Origin of the sequence: Enterococcus faecalis (assembly GCF_029024925.1) — a bacterium.
In the GTDB taxonomy this organism is placed as follows: domain Bacteria; phylum Bacillota; class Bacilli; order Lactobacillales; family Enterococcaceae; genus Enterococcus; species Enterococcus faecalis.
Genome location: NZ_CP118962.1, coordinates 2,109,183 through 2,130,181 on the forward strand (window position 1 = coordinate 2,109,183; position 20,999 = coordinate 2,130,181).

Below are 20,999 nucleotides of genomic sequence, written 5' to 3' on the forward strand. Positions count from 1 at the left end.
CTCGTTTCGTTCATTTTCTCTTTTTATTTAATGGTTGCTTCTAAGTAATCAATTAATGGTTTACTGATATCTGTTGCAGAACCATTTTCTCCTGAATTTTCAACCATAATCATTGTTAAGAATTTATTGTTACTACGATCTAACGTTAGAAGGAAACTGTTTTCTTTGCCATCTGTATCTTGTTTATCTTTTATTTCAGCTGTTCCTGTTTTAGCAGCCAATGAGAAGTTCGGATTGTACATATTATAAACATAACCTGAAGGATCTTCCACACTACCTAAAAGATCTGTGGCAATTGTATTCGCTGCGTTGGCGCTGATTATATTGTCTTTTTTCTTCGTTTCTTTGTCTAAAACTAATTTTGGATAGACCAATGTTCCATTATTTTGGAAAACACTATACATGGTAGCTTGCTGGATTGGCGAAATTAACAATTGGCCTTGACCGTAGCCCGTATCTGCTAAAAGAATTTCAGAATTAAATTTATCTTCATTTGAAATTTGAGCAGGCGTCATGGCAATTGGTAAATCTAGTTCCTCACCGAAAATGAATTTATTAAGACCCGCTCTAAATTTGTCTTCCCCCATCCGTAATGTTTGTTGGGCAAAATAAATATTATCTGAATTAACTAAAGCGGTACGCAGATTGACTGGACTTGCTTCTTTTACACGTGTCGCAAAATAGCCGCCCCAAGATTTATCTTTTTGCCATTTCAAACCATTAATTTCTAGCTCTTCATCTGGCTTCAATGTCCCTGCATCTAAACCAATGGCACCGGTAATTGTTTTAAAGGTAGAGCCTGGTGCATAGCCTGTCGCAAAACGTGCTGTGAATGGTAAATCTTTGTTGTTATTGTAAGCATCATATTCTTTTTGAGAAATGCCATTGGCCATTTTATTAGGATCATACGAAGGTGAACTAACCGTTGCTAATAAATCGCCTTTTTGAGGATCGGTAATGACCGCACTACCAGGGCGTTTGTCAAATATAGCGAAGGCTTGTTGTTGTACGCCACTGTCAATCGTTAATTTAATCGTTTGACCATCTTTTTTCTCTTTGGTTTGTAAAGCTTTTTTGACATTCTCTTTGTCATCTAAAATAACTAGTGAGCCACCATCTTGCCCTCTTAATTCTTTATCAAACGCTCGTTCTAAGCCAGTTTTACCAATTACGCCCGTACTACTTAACTCTGGATTTTTTTCAATATCTTCTGCAGTAATGGTGCCCGTATACCCGATTAATTGCGCAGCTGCTTCCCCCAGCGGATAATAACGTGACTCTGTATCTTTTGTCGCAGCCCCTGTTGGTAATTCTGTCACTGGTTCAGAAGCGACTGTGATTGGTACAAAGGAGTCTGCTTGGACCCATCCTTGGCTTAACTTTTGATTGATTTCATCAACAGAAACGCCGAATTTATCACTAAAAGCTTTGATATTGGCTGTTTTTTCTGCGCCAGAACCGAGTTTGCCAGGCACTACGCCCACTTCGTCAAACACTTTGTTAATTGCTAGCCCACTACCATTACGATCGACAATTTCTCCACGTTTGGCATTATCTACTTGAATCGAAATTTTATCATTTCCTGACATATCTGGAAAAATTAAAGACGGCTTCCAAGCGATTTGGTAGGTATCGCCTTTTTTGGCGATACTTGATTGATAAGACAAATCTTTCATTTCGCCTAAAGGGGTACTCATCGATAATTTATAGGTAAATGTGTATTGATTGTCTTTCGCCTTTTTGACTTGAACATCACTAGCTTTGACTCCTTCTGCTTGAATCCCTGAATAAATTGCTTGGTATTTTTCAACAACAGATTTAGTATCATAGCCATTTTTCTTTAAGCTAGCTTCTTGAACAACGGACGGTAACTTATCAAATTCCTGTTTTGACAATACGTTTAAAAATGTAGTAGCTGTTTTCTTCGCTTCGGCTAATTCTTGTTTGGCTTGCCATTGACTATAAGCATAATACCCGCCACCGGCAGCAGCGATTAGAACCAAGGCAGAAACACCAAGAATAAGTGGTTTTTTTGAAGATTTTTTATTACGATTGCTTCGTTCCATTCAATAATCCCCTAACTATATAATATGTCTTTTCTTCTATTATACGTAACTTTTTTTAAAATGCTTGTGTTTCACCTATACTTTTTTTAATTTCTTAATAAAGTTTGATCAATTTTTTCCATTTCATCAGGCTTTCGTTGGATTTCTCTGCATTCATTGTGTGGTATACTAGCTGTAACAATTAGTTTTTTATTAGGAGGAATGAACATGGGACTTATTAAAGCAGCAACAAGTTCAGTTGGCGGTGGCTTGGCCGATCAATGGCTAGAGGTTATTGAACCTGATAATATGGGGGACACAACCGTCATGACAAAAGGTGTTTTTGTACGTAAAGATGATAAACGTGGTTCTAATCGTAAAGGAACGGACGATGTTTTAACAGATGGTTCTGTTGTACATGTCTATCCCAACATGATGATGCTTCTTGTTGATGGTGGCAAAATCATCGATTACACTGCTGAAGAAGGCTATTATACAGTCAAAAATGATTCTGCGCCTTCAATGTTTAACGGTTCTTTAAAAGATGCGATTGCAGAGACCTTCAGTCGTTTCAAATTTGGTGGCGTAACTCCACAAAAACAACAAGTTTTTTATATTAATTTGCAAGAAATTAAAGGCATTAAATTTGGAACACCTGCGCCATTAAACTATTTTGATAATTTTTATAATGCCGAACTTTTCTTACGTGCACACGGAAATTACTCAATTAAAATTACAGATCCTTTGCTATTTTATACTAATGCGATTCCTAAAAATCAAACGCAAGTAGATATTAATGATATTAATGAACAATATTTGGCAGAGTTCATTACAGCATTGCAAGCAGCAATCAATCAAATGTCTGCTGATGGGCAACGTATTTCTTATGTTCCCTCAAAAAGTGTTGAATTAAGTAAATATATGCAAACTGCACTTGATGAGGATTGGCGCACCAATCGCGGCATGGAAATTGTTTCTGTAGCAGTTGCGAGCATTTCTTATACAGATGATTCAACTAAATTAATCAACATGCGAAATGAAGGAGCTATGCTCAGCGATCCAGGTGTTCGCGAAGGTTATGTTCAAGGTTCCTTGGCTCGTGGTATGGAGGCTGCTGGTAAAAATGAAGGTGGCGCTATGAGCGGCTTTATGGGCGTTGGTATGGGCATGAATGCAAATGGTAACTACTTTGCGCAAGCGTCTCAAACAAACCAACAACAAATGCAAGAAAAACAAAACCAGCAAAACGCACAAGGGTCTACAGACACTTGGACTTGCCCACAATGTGGGACTGAAAACACTGGGAAGTTTTGTTCAAACTGTGGTACACCAAAACCAACAAACGAGAAGCCAAAATTAGAAATGAAATGTAGTGAATGTAGCGAAATTGTTGACTTAAGTAATGGTATTCCTAAGTTCTGTCCACATTGTGGTAAACCATTCCAAGGGGTTCCTTTATAAGCAAGTAGTGAACAATTAAAGAAAAGGGTCAGGCACAAGTCTACCCTTTTTCTTTGAATCAGATTCCTGTTATTTACTCACTCTATTAGAAAGGACGGTTGCAATGGAAACAACATTTACCCATAAATGCCCCAACTGTGGCGGCCCGCTCTTATTTAATCCCAAAGATCAAAAATTTCATTGTGAATATTGTTTAAATATTTACACGGAAGAAGAAGTGACTCGTTATGAGCAACAGCAACATGAGGCACATTTAGAGAATCCCTCAACAACGACCGCCGAGGAAAATTTGACTTTCACAGCGGAAGAAGAATCCTCCGCCACGCAACAAACAGAGACCACTGAGAATGAAACAACTGCCGATGCAGGCACAATGGAAATTTTTAATTGTCCAAGCTGTGGCGCTCAAATTGTCACCGATGCAACAACAGCAGCCACATACTGTTATTATTGCCATAATCCAGTTGTCTTGGCTGGTCGATTAAGTGGCGAATTTTTACCAGAAAATGTCTTACCCTTTACAATTGAAAAAGACGAAGCGATTGAAAAATTTCTCGCTTGGACCAAGAAAAAATGGTTCATTCCCCGAGATTTTTTCAGCAAAAATCAAATTGATAAATTAACTGGGGTTTACTTCCCCTATTGGGTCGTTGATGCAGAAGTCGATGGACAACTCCAAGCTACTGGCACAAGTATTCGCATTTGGCGCGTAGGTGATATTGAATACACCGAAACAAAACGTTTCAATGTGGGACGTTCAGGAAAATTATCGTTTAAAGAATTAGTTAAAAATGCCTTGTCAAAAAACGTCCAACAAAAAATGGTGGAAGGCGTTCAACCATTTTTAATTGATCAAGCAGTGCCTTTCAAAAGCCAATACCTAGCAGGTTTTCAAGCAGAAAAACGCGATATTGAATATGAAGCAATCAAAAAACACGTCCAACAAGAATTACAAGATTATTCGGAATCATTGTTACGGGACTCTGCTTCTGGTTATACTACGTTGACAAATGTTCGCACGGATATTTCTCTAAACCAAGAAAATAATCACTATATGCTTTTACCAATTTGGTTAGTCACCTATCGCAGTCAGGAACAATCAAAAAAGGTTTATTATTACGCCATGAATGGACAAACAGGTAAAGTAAGCGGTGTACTTCCAATTAGTTACACTCGTTTAGGGCTAGCAACGTTAGGCATTTTCGCTGGACTCTTAGCACTCTTTTTATTAGGAGGTTATTTCCTATGAAAAAACGACTTTTACCTATTTTTTTCCTAATACTTCTTTCCTTTGGCCTTGCCCTACCCGTTTCGGCGGCTGAAAATTCAATTGATGATGGTGCACAATTACTGACACCTGATCAAATCAACCAACTAAAACAAGAGATACAACCTTTAGAAGAAAAGACCAAAGCCTCTGTCTTTATTGTGACCACAAATAATAATACTTATGGTGATGAACAAGACTATGCAGATCATTATCTTTTAAATAAAGTTGGTAAGGATCAAAATGCGATTCTTTTTCTCATTGATATGGACTTACGGAAAGTCTACATCTCTACTTCTGGAAACATGATTGATTATATGACGGATGCACGAATTGATGATACCTTAGATAAAGTAATGGATGGAATGAGTCAAGGAAATTATTTTGCGGCTGCTCAAACCTTTGTTCAGGAAACTCAAGCATTTGTTGATAAAGGGGTTCCTGGGGGTCACTATCGTGTGGACAGCGAAACAGGTAAAATCACTCGTTATAAAGTCATTACCCCGCTGGAAATGGTAATTGCTTTTGCTGCTGCGCTGATACTCAGCTTGGTCTTCTTAGGCATCAATATTTCTAAATATCAATTAAAATTTTCAAGTTATCAATATCCTTTTAGGGAAAAAACAACGTTAAACTTAACCTCCCGCACAGATCAGTTAACCAACTCTTTCATCACTACTCGTCGTATTCCTAAAAACAATGGTGGCAGTGGCGGAATGGGCGGTGGTGGTAGCACCACCCACTCAACTGGCGGCGGTACATTCGGTGGCGGCGGTCGAAGTTTTTAGATTTTTTATCTTTTTTAATTATTTCATAAAAATAATGGTGTTATTTTTATGGAATAATGATAAAATAAGTATACTGTGGTGTGTTATTTTTACACAGGACGGTATACTTATTTTCATTTAAACTAAGTGATTTGTAGTCCAAAGTTATTTAATTGGGGATTGTTTTCAACTATTTAGTAAGCGCTACAAATCATTAACTAAACTATGGGAGGTAAAGTGAAAATGAAAAAATTTTCTATGTTAGGATTAGTTTTAATTAGTACTCTGATTTTAGGTGCATGTGGTTCTGGAACAAACAACACTAATAAAACTAAAAAAACTTCAAGTACTGCTACCGCAACAACTGAAACAAAAGCTAAAGAAGATAAAGGGACTTATAAAGATCGAACATTGACTGTTCCTGATGGTGTATTAAAAATCACCGAATTCCAAAAAGGTACAAGTTTCGATGGTAAACCAATCTTTTATGTACTATTTGATTTGACTAATAACACTAAGGAAGCACAAGATGTACAAATGTTATACTCTAGCTTTGTTAGCGTATCACAAAATACCGGCGATACAACAGAAGATTTAACTTATGGAATTGTTAATGATTCTCCGATTAAAGATAGAATTGACATGTTAAATAAAAAAGTTAATCCTGGCGCAACTGTCCAAGCAGCATACCCTTATGAATTTGCTGATGAAACAAAACCTGTAACTTTTACTTTCAGAGACAGTATGTTCAGCATGGGAGATCCTATCGCTGTTGAAGAAATTACAATTAAATAGTCTGTAAGCAAGTAGGCACTTAGTTCTACTTGCTTTTTTGGTTTGTTCTTCATAGAGTTGAATGGTAAAATTAATTTATCTTAACCAAAAGGAGTCATCCCATGAAAAGTATGTGCGAACTGTGTGATCTAAATCCTGGTAAAATCATCACCTTTGATAATCACGGTATCTGTAAACATTGTGCAGAACATTTAGAGTTAAAACCAAAAGAAATTAAAGATCGAACAATGGAAAGTATTATAAAACGTCAAGAAGAAATTATAAAAAAGGATCAAGCAATGCAAGCAAAGGGAAATTTATGTTATCTTTGCGAAGAGGAAACTGGCAAGTACTTTACGAGTGATTTTTATCGCGTAGGAAAAAGCTGTTTAAAAAAACTTAAAGTATCCACTTGGTCCGTTGATAAAAAAAGTTTAGCTGATTTACAACAAATGCAAAAGTTAATAAACAAGCAGTCTGAAATCGCAAAAGCAAATGAAAAAAATGCTGAAGTTTATGGAAATCTATGTGCTCTTTGTCAGGATAATAAAGGAAAATATTTAACTTCAGATAATTACCAAATCTGTAAGAAATGTGCAGGTCAACTCGGTGTCCAAGGACAAGGATATACCCAAACTTGGACATTGACGGATTTAAGAAATGTCCAAGAAGACAACCGGCTATTCAATCCTACAACAACTATTGCTGGCTCGATTGAATTCGATGAACCTGAAAAAAAATTTCGACTGGTTGGTTCATCAAAAATTTTGCCCGTAAGCATTATCGCTGATTACAAAATTTTAGAGAAAAAAAATACCCATTTCACCGAAGAAAACGTACCTTATGATCGCGTCAGTAGTGTCTATATTTTGATTAATCTAGATGATTTGCAACGTCCAACCATCACTATTTCCTTTTTAAAGACACTTAGTGAGCAAACTACTGAATTTGATCGTCAATTAGCGATCGATAGAGCCCGTTTCAACGCCGAACGAGCCCTTTCATCATTAGACACTATTGTTCGTCGAATAAAAGAAAAAGAAATACCAACTCCTATAAAGAGTGATGAAAACCAACCGATTGAACCAAAGCTATCTGATTCACAAAAAAACTCATCTAGCGCTATTGAAGACGTAATGGCTGAGTTAAGAAATTTAAAACTGTTAGTTGATGAAGGAATTCTAACAGAAGAAGAATTTCAACAAAAGAAACGGCAATTGCTTCAATTAGATTAGTAAATATCCACCCGCATAGCGGGTGGCTTTTTAATAGCCCTAGAAGGGCTCGCTACCTGCTGCTCCCTTTAAGGGAGCTTTTTTTAGAGACTGCCAACCGCTACCATTCTATTCTTATCTAGTTGTTACTTCCTAAATGGATCTTTATACTCTCTTTTGTTTATACTATCCCTTACTCGATCTTCTGCTTCTTGTTCTCGTATATACTTAGCTATCGTTTTTTGGTTCAATCCTACAGTGCTCACATAATAGCCTTTTGACCAAAAGGATCGATTTCCATAATTGTATTTTAAATTCGCATGACGTTCATGAATGATTACTGCACTTCTTCCTTTTAAGAAACCCATAAAACCTGATACACTCAACTTCGGCGGAATTCTTACCAACATATGGATATGGTCGGGCATTGCATGCGCTTCAATGATTTCGACTTCTTTCATCTCACACAATTTCCTTAGTATTTTCCCTATATCTCGCCTCAATTGACCATAGATTACTTTTCTTCTATATTTTGGTGTAAACACAAGATGATACTTACAATTCCAACGAGTATGTGCTAAACTTTTATCGTCGTTCGACATTCAAAAACTCCTTTCGATTTGATAACGGTTGGTAGCCTTTATCTATTATATCGAAAGGAGTTTTTATCGCTAAAGCTCTGGCCTCCACGCGCAGTACGCGTGGTTTTTTTGTCGAAATCTCTTTAGAGATTTCGACTGACTAAAGTCATTAATAAAAAAAATCCTGAAAAGACTCGTCATCTTTTCAGGATTTTTTTCTTCTTGGTATTTTCCCATAATTCTTGATAAGGTATTTCATGGATATCACGAAAATAAGCTACTTCAAACTTTTCAAAATCAGTTGACTGGCAGTTGCCTGTTAAAACACCAATTCCTGCTTTGCCATGACAAGTTCCCATGAAAACATCCACGAGCGAATCCCCCACCATAATTACTTCTGTCGGCTTCAATTGACATGACTGACAAAAGGCTTGGAGCATGTCCGCATCTGGTTTCGGTAAGTAACGATCTCCTGTCGCAATAAAATCAAACATTTCTGTTAAACCAAGATATTCCATAATCAACATAGTCGCTGGCAAAGTATCTGAAGTTGCTAATCCAATTTTATAGTTCTTCCGTTTCAGCTCAAGAAATAACTGTTTTAAATCGCCAATTGGTTCAATCTTTTTCAGATTTTTTCGTAAATAATCATAAAAAAATTGCTCCAGCCATCGACTGCTGATTCCCTGTTCGACTAATTCCTCAAATTGCGCCAATTCCTGATACAGTTCCTGATAAAGGACTTCATCAAGTAAATGTTTTTGCAAAAAACGTTGCTCCTGAATAGCTAATATCTTTTTTATTTCTGCTGAATGATGAGGGGCTAACATACTTAGTGTTTCAAAACAAGCTTTCAAACCTGCTTGCCAAAGAGTGTCAAAACGAATACACGTACCATCTTTATCAAATAAAATTCCTCGATTTTCCATGAAAGAACACCTCAAAACGTTTGCTTTGCTTCCTATTTGTTTCTTCAAGTATACTAATCATTTATTTGATTTTGATATTCTTTTTGTATCATTTGTGTAAAAAAATATAAAAAAGCAACGAATTTAGAAAAATTCGTTGCTTTTATATTAATCGATTACTTTTTTCACTTTGAATTCTTTTGTTTCAGCAGACGGTTCTGTTTGATCAGCTAATTCAAATAAAATATGGGTACCATTTTCTTCATCTTCAACGATAATCAGTTTTCCTGGAATCTTTCGAGTATCTTTCGCAATTTGGGCTTCTTTAATTAATTCTTTTTGATCTCTTTTTGAAGCAAGGGCATTTCCTAAATTAAAAAAGACAGTTTCTTCCATAATTAACCACTCACTTTCTCTACTTTTCTTAAGTTAATTATAGCATATCCCTAGAAAAAGTGGCAGCTTGTATCCTTTTACTTTCATTTAAGCATCAATAATCAAGGAATAAGCATAAGGACTTTCATAAATTCCTGAAGTATAATAATTGAGCCTCTTTTTAAATAGCGGGCCGTCAATTACCAACGTATGGTACTCCCCGTTTTCTCCGCAAATATCTAATTGATGCTCTTTAAGGTACGTGATAAATGTTTCATTTAACGGTTCTCCTAAAAATTTTATTGGAATACCTGCCTCTTTGCTGACCGTTTTGATAATTGCTGTGTACCCTTTTGCCAAGAATTCTTTCACAAGTACTTCGCGATTTTCCTGCCAAAGAGGTAATTGTGGTTCAAGTCCAGCACTTAATGCAACTTGGCGATCCCAAGCACCATTTTGTTCAATATCTATATCGCCAAAACAAACCGTTTCTGCACCTAATTTTTGGGTTTCCTGCAGTGCCTCAACCACTTTTTCTGTGTAATTTGTTTCATTGTTATGTGAGATAACAAGTGGTAAATCTAACGCTTCAGCCGCTGCTTCTAAGACGGAGATTGGTATCCCGTGAAACCAAGAACGATTAATTTCATCACTTAGTGTTGTCACTAACGCTACTGGCTGATTTCCTGCTTGTATCAATCGATCCATCGCCAATAAACAATCTTTACCAGAGCTATAACTTAAACAAAATTTTTTCATAAACGTTCCCTCTTTTCTCTATGACTATACCTCAAAATAATACATCCGTATACATATTTATTATTTAAGTATAACTAATACTGAATAGTTATTTGAATCAAAACATGGTATAAAATAGAGGTAAAGCAAGCTTTATTCACTTCTTTATATCTCTTTTCAACGGATGATCAGCTGGCGGAAACCAGCTGATCTTTTTTTCAAAAAACACAGCTATCTTTTGCAGTTTTCTTTTCCTCATGTTATAAAGAGATAGTAGGAAGCATTTATTCACTTCTTTACAAATCTATCTTAATCTTAGACAGTCGGCGGAAAACGGCTGTCTATTTATCTGGAAAAATTATGAACTCGTCAGCTAGTGGTCAGTTGACGAGTTTTATGTTATAATAATTAGAACACGAAAAATATTTTTAAACGAACCATTCAATTGTTTTGATGATTTTATTCAAAACTGGCGTGTCTAGAGAGATACAAGGATGTATTAGAGGTAGGGAATACATCGCTTAAATGAAAAATACTTGAATACTAGAAATAGTCTGATCCAACTTTAAAATAATAATATTGATTCGTTAGATAGCCTTCTCTTTAAAGAGAAGGCTATTGTCAATTAAAGAGTAAAACCACCGTATGTTTAAAATTAAACTTATCTCAAACATACTCTGTCAGTGTTTCACGCATTATCTCAATAAACAGCAAAAATCCAGAAGAGTCTCTCTTCTGGATTTTTGCTTATTTGACGATACTTTTTTAAATTTTGTTAATCAATTTAAAATAATCCACATAAGTGCATAATTGGGAATACAAATAATAAACTATCAAAACGATCTAAAATACCGCCATGTCCTGGCAAGATGTTACCAGAGTCTTTCACGCCATAATGACGTTTGATAGAAGATTCAACCAAATCACCGAATTGCCCTACTATAGAAAATAGAACCGTCAATACGAGCATCACCGGCATCGGATAAGGAAATAGCCCTTTATTAGCTGTGAAAACTAAAAACAACGCTGCTACAACCACGGCTGATAAAATACCACCAAGTGCACCTTCTATTGTCTTGTTGGGTGAAACATCTGGCATCAATTTATGACGACCAAATCGGCGTCCAAATAGATATGCACCAATATCCGTTGCCCAGACAATGAATAAAGCAAATAACAAGACTTCAAAACCTGCGGAACGGGCACTAATAAAGTTCTGGAACCCCATCCCTACATATAAACTGACAATAACTGGAAAGCCAGCTTCTTCAATCGTATATGTATTTTTAGAAATCACCGAAGCACCTAACAACAACATTACAGTGACATAAAATAAAATGAAATTTGTTTGCATTTCCGGCAAAAAGTTTAACCATTTAATTGTCGGGATAACTAAAAAAACGGCCCCTAATGCTGATAAAACACCTTCAAAACTTAATAACGTTAATCCTTTCATACGGAATAACTCGTACACGCCGACTACTGCCAAAGCAACAGCGGCAATCTCAATTGCAAAACCACCATACCAGATAATTGGAATAAAGATGATTAATGCGACGATAGCTGTGATGACACGTTGTCTCACTGCGGATCGCTCCCTTCTGTTTCTGTAGTTTCTTTTAGACCTCCAAAACGACGATTACGATTTTGGAAAGAAGCAATCGCGGTTTCTAAAGTGTCCCCTGAAAAATCAGGCCATAATGCTTTTGTAAAAAACAACTCGCTATAAGCAATTTGCCATAACAAGAAATTACTAATTCTCTCTTCCCCACTTGTTCGAATCAACAATTCTGGATCACGAAGTTCCGTGGGTAAAAAGCCAGTCATTAAGTGATCTGCGATCGTTTCTTCTGTAATCTCATCTGCCGTATATGTTTTTTCTGAAACCTCTGCAGCAATCTGTTTCATGGCAGTTAGTAGCTCCGCACGCGCCCCATAATTTAAAGCAAAGTTCAAAACCATGCCCGTATTGTCCTTGGTTTGCTCAATGGCCCGCTTAACAGCATCTTGCGTATGGCTTGGTAGAAACTCTTGGTAGCCCATTACATTGACTTTAACATTTTCCTTAATTAATTCAGGCACGAATGTATCAAAAAAATCAACAGGCAATTGCATTAAGAAATTGACTTCATCTGTTGGTCTCTTCCAATTTTCCGTTGAAAATGCATAAAGTGTTAAAACTTTAACGCCTAAATGACTAGCATGCTTCGTTATTTTTTTGACCGTATCCATGCCTTCTTTATGTCCAGCAATTCTCGGCAGTCTTCGATTCTGTGCCCACCGGCCATTTCCGTCCATAATAATGGCAATGTGCTGCGGAATTTGGCCTTCTTTATCAAAGGCGTACTGGCTTGCTTCTTCTACATATTTATTTTTTTGCGGAAAAAAACGTAACATCTTTTTCCCTCCATTCCAAAAAATCTATCTTAATTATTATAACAATAACTAATGCAAATGCCTATGCATAGTCCCTGAATTTTCCTGATAATTAAGAAATTCCTTGTAACTTTATCATTTATGGTCCTTTTTTAAAAGAAAAAAACTTAGACTTGGCAGGTAAATCAACATGATGTATCTGCCTAGCCCTAAAATTTTAAATAAACAACGGGACAGGAGCAGCTTCTTCGGAAATAAGCTGAACGTCCTTGAGAGACAAAAAGCATCTTTCAGAACTTTCTTCTTATTTCTTGAAGCTTAACACGCCTGTCCCGACCTCAAGTTTTTGTTCTATTGTCTTTTTCTCTTTATTCATTGACTGGAACAATGGCACCGTTCCATTTTTTCGTAATCCAATCTTGGACTTCTTTGCTACGTAACACTTTGACTAATTTTTTTACATTTTCGTTGTTTTCGTCTTCTTTACGAACCGCAATAATATTGGCATAAGGTGAACTTTCTTTTTCTAAGGCAATCGCATCTTTTTTCGGATTTAATCCTTGATCCACGGCAAAGTTTGAGTTAATTAAAACCGCAGCCCCTTCTTCATTGTCATAAAGAGTGGTCATGATTGCTGGATCACTTTCATGATTGAATTTCAACTTTTTAGTATTTTTATCAATATCATCGAAAGTAGCAGTTGTCCGGTCTACCCCTTCTTTCAGCGTGATTAAACCAGCATCTTCTAAAATCGTTAAAACACGTGGCCAATCTGAAACGGAAGAGCTAACGTAAATCGTTGAACCATCAGGAATTTCTTGTAACGATTTGTATTTTTTCGAGTAAAGCCCAACTGGTTCTAAATGAATCGCACCTGCATTCACAAAGTCATAATCATTTTCTTTAACCGCTTCATTAAAGAACGGCACATGTTGGAAATAGTTGGCATCGATATCGCCACTTTCCAACGCCTTGTTAGGTAGCACGTAATCTGTATAAGTCGTCACTTCTAATTTTACGCCTTCTTTTTCTAATAAAGGTTTTACATGTTCTAAAATCTCTGCATGTGGAACTGGTGAAGCTCCAACTTTCAAGACCGAGTCATCACTCTTTTTATTGCCGCAAGCCCCTAAAATTAAGACAGCTGCTGCTACAGTAATTACTGACCATAATGTACGTTTTTTCATCTTATTCCCTCCATTTATCGTTTATCTATTTTTTTAGCGACTGTATCCCCAAGCCATTGAATCGCAAAGACAATAATTAAGATACAAATCGTTGCTACTAAGGTAACTGTATTTTGACCACGTTGGAAGCCATCTTGATACGCCAAACTTCCTAAACCGCCCGCTCCAATAGCAGCTGCCATTGCAGTGTAGCCCACTAAAGAAATGGTTGTAACGGTTAAGCCAGAAACAAGCGCTGGCAGACTTTCTGGTAATAGAACTTTCCAAATTATCTGGAAACGATTGGCCCCCATTGCTTTGGCTGCTTCAATCACGCCTTTATCGACTTCACGAAAAGCAATTTCGACCATGCGAGCATAAAAAGGTGCTGCGGAAATAATCAATGCTGGTAAGGAGCCTTTGACACCAGACATACTCCCTAAAATAATTTTTGTAAAAGGAATTAACAGAACGATTAAGATAATAAACGGAATCGAACGGAAAATATTTACAAAAATGGCCACTAGCCAATACAGTAATCGGCTCAAAATCCCTTTTCTGCCTGACGTTTCAAAAAGTAGTAGTCCTAAAATCAGCCCTAAAATGGCGACCACTATGATTGAAATCCCTGTCATATAGAGTGTTTCAATCGTTTTTTCTTGTAGTTTACTTATATCAATTTGGGAAAAATCAAAGAAACTTGCTAAGCCACGATTATTCATTTCCAATCACCTCTGTTTCTACACGAAGTTTACGTAATCCTTCAATGGCTGCTAGAATATTTTGCTCTTCGCCTAATAATTGAATATAAAGAGAACCCACTGCACCCTGCTTTGTTTGCTGAATGTTCCCTTGAATAATACTGACTTCTACTTGATATTCTTGGACAATATGCGAGATAATTGGCAATTTCGCTTGTTCGCCGTGGAAAAGTAGGCGAACAATTTTTCCATTCGGATATTGTTCCAACATTTCTTCAACAACCAGTTCCGTTTCTTCAATGTTTTTATCCGCTTCTTGTTGGATAAAGCGTTTCGCAATTTCTGTTTGAGGCTTTTTGAAAATATCGATTACTTTACCTTCTTCAACAATTTCACCATATTCCATCACGGCTACGCGATTACAAATTTTACGAATCACGTGCATTTCATGGGTAATTAATACAACCGTTAAATTTAATTCTTGGTTGATTTTTAGTAGTAATTCTAGCACCTCATCAGTTGTCTGCGGATCCAAAGCACTCGTTGCTTCATCACAAAGCAAAATGTCAGGATTGTTAGCTAAGGCACGGGCAATCCCCACTCGTTGCTTTTGCCCACCAGAGAGTTGACTTGGGTAGGCGGTTTCCCGTCCTTCTAAACCAACCAACTTGATTAACTCTTCTGCGCGGCTTTTCCGATTTTGTTTTGGAACACCAGCAATTTCCAATGGGAGCATGATATTTTCTAGGACCGTCCGTGACCATAATAAATTAAAATGTTGAAAGATCATCCCAATTTTTTTACGGAAGTTTCGTAGTTCTTTATTTGGCAACAATGCAATATCTTGTCCTTGAATTTCTACTTCACCTTCTGTAGGTGTCTCAAGCCCATTCAATAGGCGAACCAACGTACTTTTTCCTGCACCTGAATAGCCAATAATGCCATAAATATCACCTGATTCAACCGTTAAATCAATATCTTTTAAAGCCGTGACTTTACCCGCTTTACCGGAAAACTCTTTTTTTACATGACGTAATTCAATTAATGCCATTTTGTTCTCCTCTTCTTTCTGTTCTACTTTCTTATTTTGAAGGTTTCGCACTTTTTATGAAACGAATTTGCTTAATAAAAACAAAAAAACTTCCATCCTTTTGCTATTACAGCAAAAAGGACGAAAGTTTGTCATTTCGTGATACCACCTTAATTCGCTATTATTTCTCAATAATAACCTCATACGGTACTTGATTCTTCGCATACCGCTGGCTGTAACGGGCGCCCCGTAGTAAGTTCACTGCTTCGCTCACTTACTCTGCTCAAAGACCATCTTCCATCTTAAATCTGTTACCCATTCTCAGCAAACAGGGCTCTCTTCAAACGTCCTTAACATGTACTCTTCTTTTCAAAGCTTTCTTTTGATTAGATTGAGAAAATTATAGCAATAAACATTGGCCTTGTCAACGTAAGACTAAAGATTTTCAAATTCTGTTGGTTCAACATCTGCTAAAACAGCAATCCAGGCATTTTCTTCATCTAACGCACTTGGCTCTTGATCAGCCGCTTCATTAATCGCGACTACCTTACCAGATAATGGACTACTGAATTCACTGACTGCTTTTTCTGCTTCTAATTCAATTAAAGAATCACCTTTAGCTAATGTTTGTCCGACTTTTGGAAATGTTGCAAAAGTAATCTTTCCTAAATCCTCTTGGGCTTCGGCGGTTAAACCAATTTTATAACCTGCTTCTGTTGGTAAGATCCATAATTGATCAATTTGTTTCATTTCCCTCATTTTCCAAGCACTCCTTCGTAATCTGCTTCTTTAAAACCATTCGTTAGAAATGTATTGTTTTTTAAGAGAATTGGACGCTTAATCAACATGCCATCCGCAGCTAAACGCTGACTTGCTTCTTCAATAGAAAAACTGTCAACAAGATCTTTTAAGCCTTGTTCTCTATATAAAACCCCACTTGTGTTAAAAAAACGACGAACAGGCAAGCCGGTTTCTTTCATCCATTTTGCTAGTTGTTCACTACTAGGCGGTGTTGCTTTAATATCAATTGCTTGGTATTTAACGCCTTGTTGATCTAACCACGCTTTCGCTTTTTTACAAGTTGAGCATTTAGGATATTCATAAAGTGTGTACATTTCTACCCCTTCTTTCTTCTTTCTTTAACGACCACTTCTGGTACGAACCGTTTCTTGTTGGTAACGCATGGACATAATTAAGCCCACCCCAATCATGTTACCTAAAATGGAAGAACCACCTTGACTAATAAACGGTAATGGAATCCCAGTTAATGGTAGTAAACCAATATTCGCTCCAATGTTTTCAAAAACATGGAACAAAATCATCATGATAATTCCTGTGGCAATGTAGGCATAGAATTCATTATTTGTATCAAAACAAACGCGAATCATGCGGTAGATTAAAATAAAATACAACAAAATAATGAAACAGCCACCAATAAAGCCAAAGTTTTCACCAACAACTGTAAAAATCATATCTGACTCACGAACAGGGACATACACATCACTCACGTTAAAGCCTTTTCCGAAAAGGCCCCCAGAACCAATTGCTGTTAATGCTAGCGCTGGTTGGAATGAGCGATCTGGATCTGTATGGAAAGGATTTAGCCATAAATCAATCCGATCAAATTGATAAGCTTTAATGCCAATTTTAGACAATAAGTCTCTTCCTGTTTCTGTTGTTACCAAGTAGATGGTTCCAGCTCCGACTAGAGCAGCTATGATAAAGGCGGGCACAATAATTTTCCAAGTAATGCCAGACATTAAGAAAACTCCCCCAAAAATGGCTAAGAAAACTAACATCGTCCCGAAGTCTTTTTGTAAAAGTACTAAAACAATTACCGGAATCGCGACTAATAGCATTTTAGCGATTAGCCAAAAGTCGCTTTTGAGTGTTCGGTCCACATATTTAACATTATGCATGGTCACTATATAGGCCAACATCAAAATAAACGCAATCTTCATCAATTCCGATGGTTGGAATGTGGTGCCACCAAAGCGAATCCAGTTTTTAGAACCTGTTTGCTCTGCTAGCACGGGATCATAGAATTTCAGTAGTAATCCCATTAAGACTAATCCAAGTGCATAAAAAACGGGCGTTAAACGCCAGAGTAATTTTGAGCTAAAATGCATAATAATGACAATACTTAATCCTCCGACTAAATACCACAGTCCTTGTTTCATTAACAAGCTACCAATTTTAGGTTTGCTTGGATCATTGTAAAGCGCTACGTAAAGCGATAGCATACCAATTAGTGATAAAAGAAAAACTGGTAATATCACGCCGTAATCAATTCGACTATCTAAATTTGTTTTCTCTTTTCTATTCATTCGTCATCCCTTTTCCTTTGTTCATACGTTTTTTATTATATCTTTCTCACAGAAGAAAAGAAAGGAATTCTACTATATTTGAGAAAAACTTTAGAGAATTCAATAAAAATTTTTCTTTTCGATCGCCATTTATTCATGCTTAATTTTTCTACAAAAATTACGTTTCTTCCACTTCAGATAGGTATAGACTGCTTTCTTTCTAAAATAGCTATTGATTGGCTTTCGTATTTGCTTCTGAAAATTGAATGGACCAACTTCCTTCTGCTTTAATTTCTAAAATATACGTATCTGCGTCTTTAGGAATTTGAGCCATTGTTTTTCCAATGTAGTTTCCTTGTGTATCAATTAACTTTGCAATTTCTTGTCCATCACTGTCCACGATCCGAACAACTATTTTTTCCGTTCCTTTGAAAGTAATGTTTGCTATAACTGGCCCCTTTTTAAAAGCTAAGTTTGTAAATACATCATCACCACTTCCTTTTTTTGAAAACATTGTTCCAGCTAGCTTATCATCTACTTCATTAATACTAGTACTTGCCTGGGTTGTCTCACCGTAATTATCATCTCTGGCAGATTGTGGACTATTAATGTTAATTTTACAACCAGTCAAAATTAATAATGCCAGTACAGATAACCAGATATTTTTTTTCATTTTCTCACATCCTCACAATGACACAACTAGTTAGAATCAACAATAATATGACTGAGACGAGACTAATTTTTAAAAATTTTTTCATAAAAATACACTCCTTTTTCTTTTTTAAATGAGAATTACCAAAAATAAAACTCATCTATTTTTAATTATATCTATATTTTTTTTGATTCTCAATTCTTACTCGTAAAAAACGAGTGTGGAACAAAAATCCCTTTGGATTTTTGTTCCACACTCAAAACCTGATAAACGGCGGGAATAGCATCAACACTACACGCTTCGATATTTCTCTGTAAAATACGAACAGATAAAATCAGCGTACAACTTGGTCCTCGAAGCTAAACAATTCTGTCCCGCCCTCGTCTATTATTCGCTTTTTCTTTGTTTTGTTTGTTGTAGCTCTTTATTAATTCGGACAATTTCGTTGCCAAAATTTTGCCAGTCACTGGCTCGCGGGGGCGCTAGCCAAATTAAACATTTTACTGAAAATAACGTTTTTGGTAAATAATCCGAAACTACTAAATCAGTATCTGGTCGAATCGCTGAATGAAAGTGAATGCTGAAAGATTCGAATATTTTGATTTGTTCTTTGATAAACTGAGTATATTTTTCTCCTTGCGTAAAATTCACATAAAGATTGATCGTGCTTTTTTCATTCCTTTGATCATAAAGACGGGATAACACTAATAGCAAATCAAAAAATAAAGAAAGCTTACTAAACTCAAACGCCGAACAATCCAACGCAAATAAAAACTGACGACAGCTATCAAAAACAATTGGGTAGCGTTCCTGAAAAAATTCTAAATCCATAATTCGTAAGGTGATATCGATAAACGGCGTAATAAAACGATGTTGATAAATAATCGGAACAATTTCTTGATAAAATTCTTCGTCCGAAATTGTAAACGGCATATAAGAAAAGAATAATGTTTTCGTAGCCGTAATTGCCTCATTGTGAGAACTCAGCAAATGTTCCGAAATAAGTTCACTTTGATAGACCGATAAATTGCCGATAATTCCTTGAATTTCTGCGTTTTTCTCTGCACGAGTCGCCTTCATCACTTCGTTGATCCAACATTGAATTTCTTGATAAATCGAACTTTCTTCGTCAAAAACGAATGGATTTTCTTCTTGGGATAAAAAATAATTAGCTTTTCTCTGCGTTCGCTCTAACGCCACCAATACATAATGTTTAAATAAATGAAAATTAGTGATATTTTCATAAGAGCCTTTCAATTGAGCCAATAATTGGTTCACTGCGCGAAGATCTGTTTGATTATATACTTCTTCAGAATCTTTGTAAATTCGGTAATAGAGCATAGTAAAATATTGTCTAATCGCCATTTCATTGCCGCTAAGTTGTAAATTTTTGGATAACTTGATACCATATTGACCTAATTCTTTCCGGATATGGTCAACAATTTTGTATACAACCGTTCGACTCATCCCGTGCTTTTCACCATATTTTTTGATTGAGGTAAACTGATGAAAGAAAATCGTTTTTAATAGATTAAATTCTAACGAGTCTTTTAAATAATATTCTTCAATAATACTTGAAGAAATACGAAGGCTTTGAGATAACAAAATTTCATTATTTTTTTCACTGATTTCCATCTCATTAATCAGACCAAAGCGTTGCAAATCTGCATTGATTTCTGTTATGTTCCGTTCTAGCAAATAAGGAGAAATAGCTAATTGCTTACATAAACGATCTTTTCGTTCAGAAAATGAATATTGTTGCTCTAACTTTCTAATAATCGCTAATTTTAAATTTTCCCGATCATCTAATAACAAGAATTCCATTTAAACTCTCCTTGTTCCATACAAAAGTGAGCCTGACAGGAAGCTTAAAGTGGTGCCAAATTGAGAGGCCCCACTTGCCGCTCCTCCAGTAATTTCCACTGGGGCTATCGTATCTATTTTTTTCAACAACTCATCATTTAACAGCACCTTTTTATTTACTCGTTCCTGTTCAATTTTATTTTTCTTTTTCTCCTGTTTTGTTTGTTGCTCCTTGTCCTGTCTCGAGGCAATAATTGGTCTTTCTGGCCCAATCATTGCTTGACTATAAGGAAGTTCTGCAAGCATATTCCCCTCTGCAGCAAAATTAGTAGGGTTGACATACACCTTCGCAATAGAAAGGTATGACTCGTAACGGAAGGTTACAAAATAAAGGCCTACTTTTTGAGTATTTACATTATTTTCTATAATTACATTTTCTAAGTTTAAAGGGCGTCCCTCTTTATCTTTTAGAAAAACGACATTGTCTAATGGTGACCATGCTTGATTAACTCCTAAAAACGTGTCTTTTAATTTAAGTTCCGTTTGATTTTCTTTGACCGTAATGGTTGCTGTTTCAATTTTGCCATCCACTTCATAAGTCACGGTGTATTTGCCTGGTGTTGTCGCTTCGTTTGCATAGCTATTCACTGAAGCAATCAACATTCCTGAAGAAAGAAATAAGGCTGTGCCGATACTACCATAATAAATAGTTCGCTGGTTCATCTCGTTTATTATTCCTCCAAACTATTTCATAAAAATAACTATCTTAACAGAAAAACCTGCTAATAGGTGTTCTTAAAATAAAAGTCACTTGTAAAACTTCCTATTTTCCAAG

The 20,999-nt window shown here is 36.2% G+C and carries 21 protein-coding genes and 1 other annotated feature; of the genes, 5 read left to right on the forward strand and 16 right to left on the reverse strand.

The window, feature by feature from the left end:
* Positions 1–23: 23 nt before the first annotated feature.
* Positions 24–2,066: a penicillin-binding protein PBP4(5) gene (pbp4, locus tag PYW42_RS10450; protein ID WP_002411091.1), complete on the reverse strand. Its 2,043-nt coding sequence runs from the start codon at positions 2,064–2,066 to the stop codon at positions 24–26.
* A 207-nt stretch (positions 2,067–2,273) separates the two neighbouring features.
* On the opposite strand from pbp4, the gene PYW42_RS10455 reads away from it, so the two are divergent.
* The 5 genes from PYW42_RS10455 to PYW42_RS10475 all read left to right on the forward strand — a co-directional run bounded on the left by PYW42_RS10455 (position 2,274) and on the right by PYW42_RS10475 (position 7,549).
* Complete coding sequence (locus PYW42_RS10455) at positions 2,274–3,506, forward strand: SPFH domain-containing protein (RefSeq protein WP_002381543.1); 1,233 nt, start codon at positions 2,274–2,276, stop codon at positions 3,504–3,506.
* A gap of 103 nt (positions 3,507–3,609) precedes the next feature.
* Positions 3,610–4,755 carry a TFIIB-type zinc ribbon-containing protein gene (locus PYW42_RS10460; RefSeq protein WP_002359695.1) on the forward strand — a complete coding sequence of 382 codons (1,146 nt, stop codon included), beginning with the start codon at positions 3,610–3,612 and terminating at the stop codon, positions 4,753–4,755.
* Positions 4,752–5,561 (forward strand): TPM domain-containing protein, encoded by an 810-nt coding sequence (locus tag PYW42_RS10465; RefSeq protein WP_002381542.1) that lies wholly within the window; start codon positions 4,752–4,754, stop codon positions 5,559–5,561. Before PYW42_RS10460 ends, PYW42_RS10465 begins: the two co-directional genes overlap by 4 nt.
* A 222-nt stretch (positions 5,562–5,783) precedes the next feature.
* Complete coding sequence (locus PYW42_RS10470; protein ID WP_010783600.1) at positions 5,784–6,335, forward strand: DUF5067 domain-containing protein; 552 nt, start codon at positions 5,784–5,786, stop codon at positions 6,333–6,335.
* Positions 6,336–6,436: 101 nt separating this feature from the next.
* On the forward strand, positions 6,437–7,549 hold the full coding sequence (locus PYW42_RS10475; protein WP_002411090.1) for an SHOCT domain-containing protein: 1,113 nt from the start codon (positions 6,437–6,439) through the stop codon (positions 7,547–7,549).
* 125 nt (positions 7,550–7,674) lie between these two features.
* On the opposite strand, the gene tnpA is transcribed toward PYW42_RS10475, so the two are convergent.
* From tnpA to PYW42_RS10550, 15 genes are all read right to left on the reverse strand, one after another.
* Complete coding sequence (gene tnpA, locus PYW42_RS10480) at positions 7,675–8,130, reverse strand: IS200/IS605 family transposase (protein ID WP_002411089.1); 456 nt, start codon at positions 8,128–8,130, stop codon at positions 7,675–7,677.
* Between the two features lie 176 nt (positions 8,131–8,306).
* The gene (locus tag PYW42_RS10485) at positions 8,307–9,038 is read right to left on the reverse strand and encodes an HAD family hydrolase (protein ID WP_002411088.1); all 732 of its coding nucleotides are present in this window, start codon (positions 9,036–9,038) and stop codon (positions 8,307–8,309) included.
* A 147-nt stretch (positions 9,039–9,185) separates the two neighbouring features.
* The gene (locus tag PYW42_RS10490) at positions 9,186–9,413 is read right to left on the reverse strand and encodes a hypothetical protein (RefSeq protein ID WP_002362220.1); all 228 of its coding nucleotides are present in this window, start codon (positions 9,411–9,413) and stop codon (positions 9,186–9,188) included.
* Between the two features lie 87 nt (positions 9,414–9,500).
* Positions 9,501–10,151, reverse strand: a complete 651-nt coding sequence (locus PYW42_RS10495) for a Dph6-related ATP pyrophosphatase (RefSeq protein WP_002411087.1) — start codon at positions 10,149–10,151, stop codon at positions 9,501–9,503.
* 763 nt (positions 10,152–10,914) lie between these two features.
* Positions 10,915–11,715, reverse strand: coding sequence for a phosphatidate cytidylyltransferase (locus PYW42_RS10500; protein WP_002359680.1), 801 nt, complete (start codon positions 11,713–11,715; stop codon positions 10,915–10,917).
* A complete protein-coding gene (locus PYW42_RS10505; protein WP_002356646.1) occupies positions 11,712–12,527 on the reverse strand; it encodes an isoprenyl transferase in 816 nt (271 codons plus the stop codon). The genes PYW42_RS10500 and PYW42_RS10505 overlap by 4 nt, the downstream gene beginning before the upstream one ends.
* Positions 12,528–12,874: 347 nt before the next feature.
* Positions 12,875–13,693: a MetQ/NlpA family ABC transporter substrate-binding protein gene (locus PYW42_RS10510; RefSeq protein ID WP_002411086.1), complete on the reverse strand. Its 819-nt coding sequence runs from the start codon at positions 13,691–13,693 to the stop codon at positions 12,875–12,877.
* Positions 13,694–13,707: 14 nt separating this feature from the next.
* On the reverse strand, positions 13,708–14,394 hold the full coding sequence (locus tag PYW42_RS10515) for a methionine ABC transporter permease (RefSeq protein ID WP_002356640.1): 687 nt from the start codon (positions 14,392–14,394) through the stop codon (positions 13,708–13,710).
* Complete coding sequence (locus PYW42_RS10520) at positions 14,387–15,424, reverse strand: methionine ABC transporter ATP-binding protein (RefSeq protein WP_002356639.1); 1,038 nt, start codon at positions 15,422–15,424, stop codon at positions 14,387–14,389. The genes PYW42_RS10515 and PYW42_RS10520 overlap by 8 nt, the downstream gene beginning before the upstream one ends.
* 113 nt (positions 15,425–15,537) lie before the next feature.
* Positions 15,538–15,785 (reverse strand) — a binding site (T-box leader).
* Between the two features lie 53 nt (positions 15,786–15,838).
* Positions 15,839–16,153 (reverse strand): glycine cleavage system H family protein, encoded by a 315-nt coding sequence (locus tag PYW42_RS10525; protein ID WP_011109554.1) that lies wholly within the window; start codon positions 16,151–16,153, stop codon positions 15,839–15,841.
* A 5-nt stretch (positions 16,154–16,158) separates the two neighbouring features.
* On the reverse strand, positions 16,159–16,518 hold the full coding sequence (locus PYW42_RS10530) for an arsenate reductase family protein (protein WP_002381535.1): 360 nt from the start codon (positions 16,516–16,518) through the stop codon (positions 16,159–16,161).
* Positions 16,519–16,542: 24 nt separating this feature from the next.
* Complete coding sequence (locus tag PYW42_RS10535) at positions 16,543–17,730, reverse strand: FtsW/RodA/SpoVE family cell cycle protein (RefSeq protein ID WP_002367107.1); 1,188 nt, start codon at positions 17,728–17,730, stop codon at positions 16,543–16,545.
* Between the two features lie 208 nt (positions 17,731–17,938).
* Entirely contained in the window at positions 17,939–18,382 is a 444-nt protein-coding gene (locus PYW42_RS10540; protein ID WP_002381534.1) for a hypothetical protein, read from the reverse strand.
* Between the two features lie 366 nt (positions 18,383–18,748).
* Positions 18,749–20,185 (reverse strand): helix-turn-helix domain-containing protein, encoded by a 1,437-nt coding sequence (locus PYW42_RS10545; protein WP_002411083.1) that lies wholly within the window; start codon positions 20,183–20,185, stop codon positions 18,749–18,751.
* Positions 20,186–20,887, reverse strand: a complete 702-nt coding sequence (locus tag PYW42_RS10550; RefSeq protein WP_002381532.1) for a bacterial Ig-like domain-containing protein — start codon at positions 20,885–20,887, stop codon at positions 20,186–20,188.
* Positions 20,888–20,999: the final 112 nt, after the last annotated feature.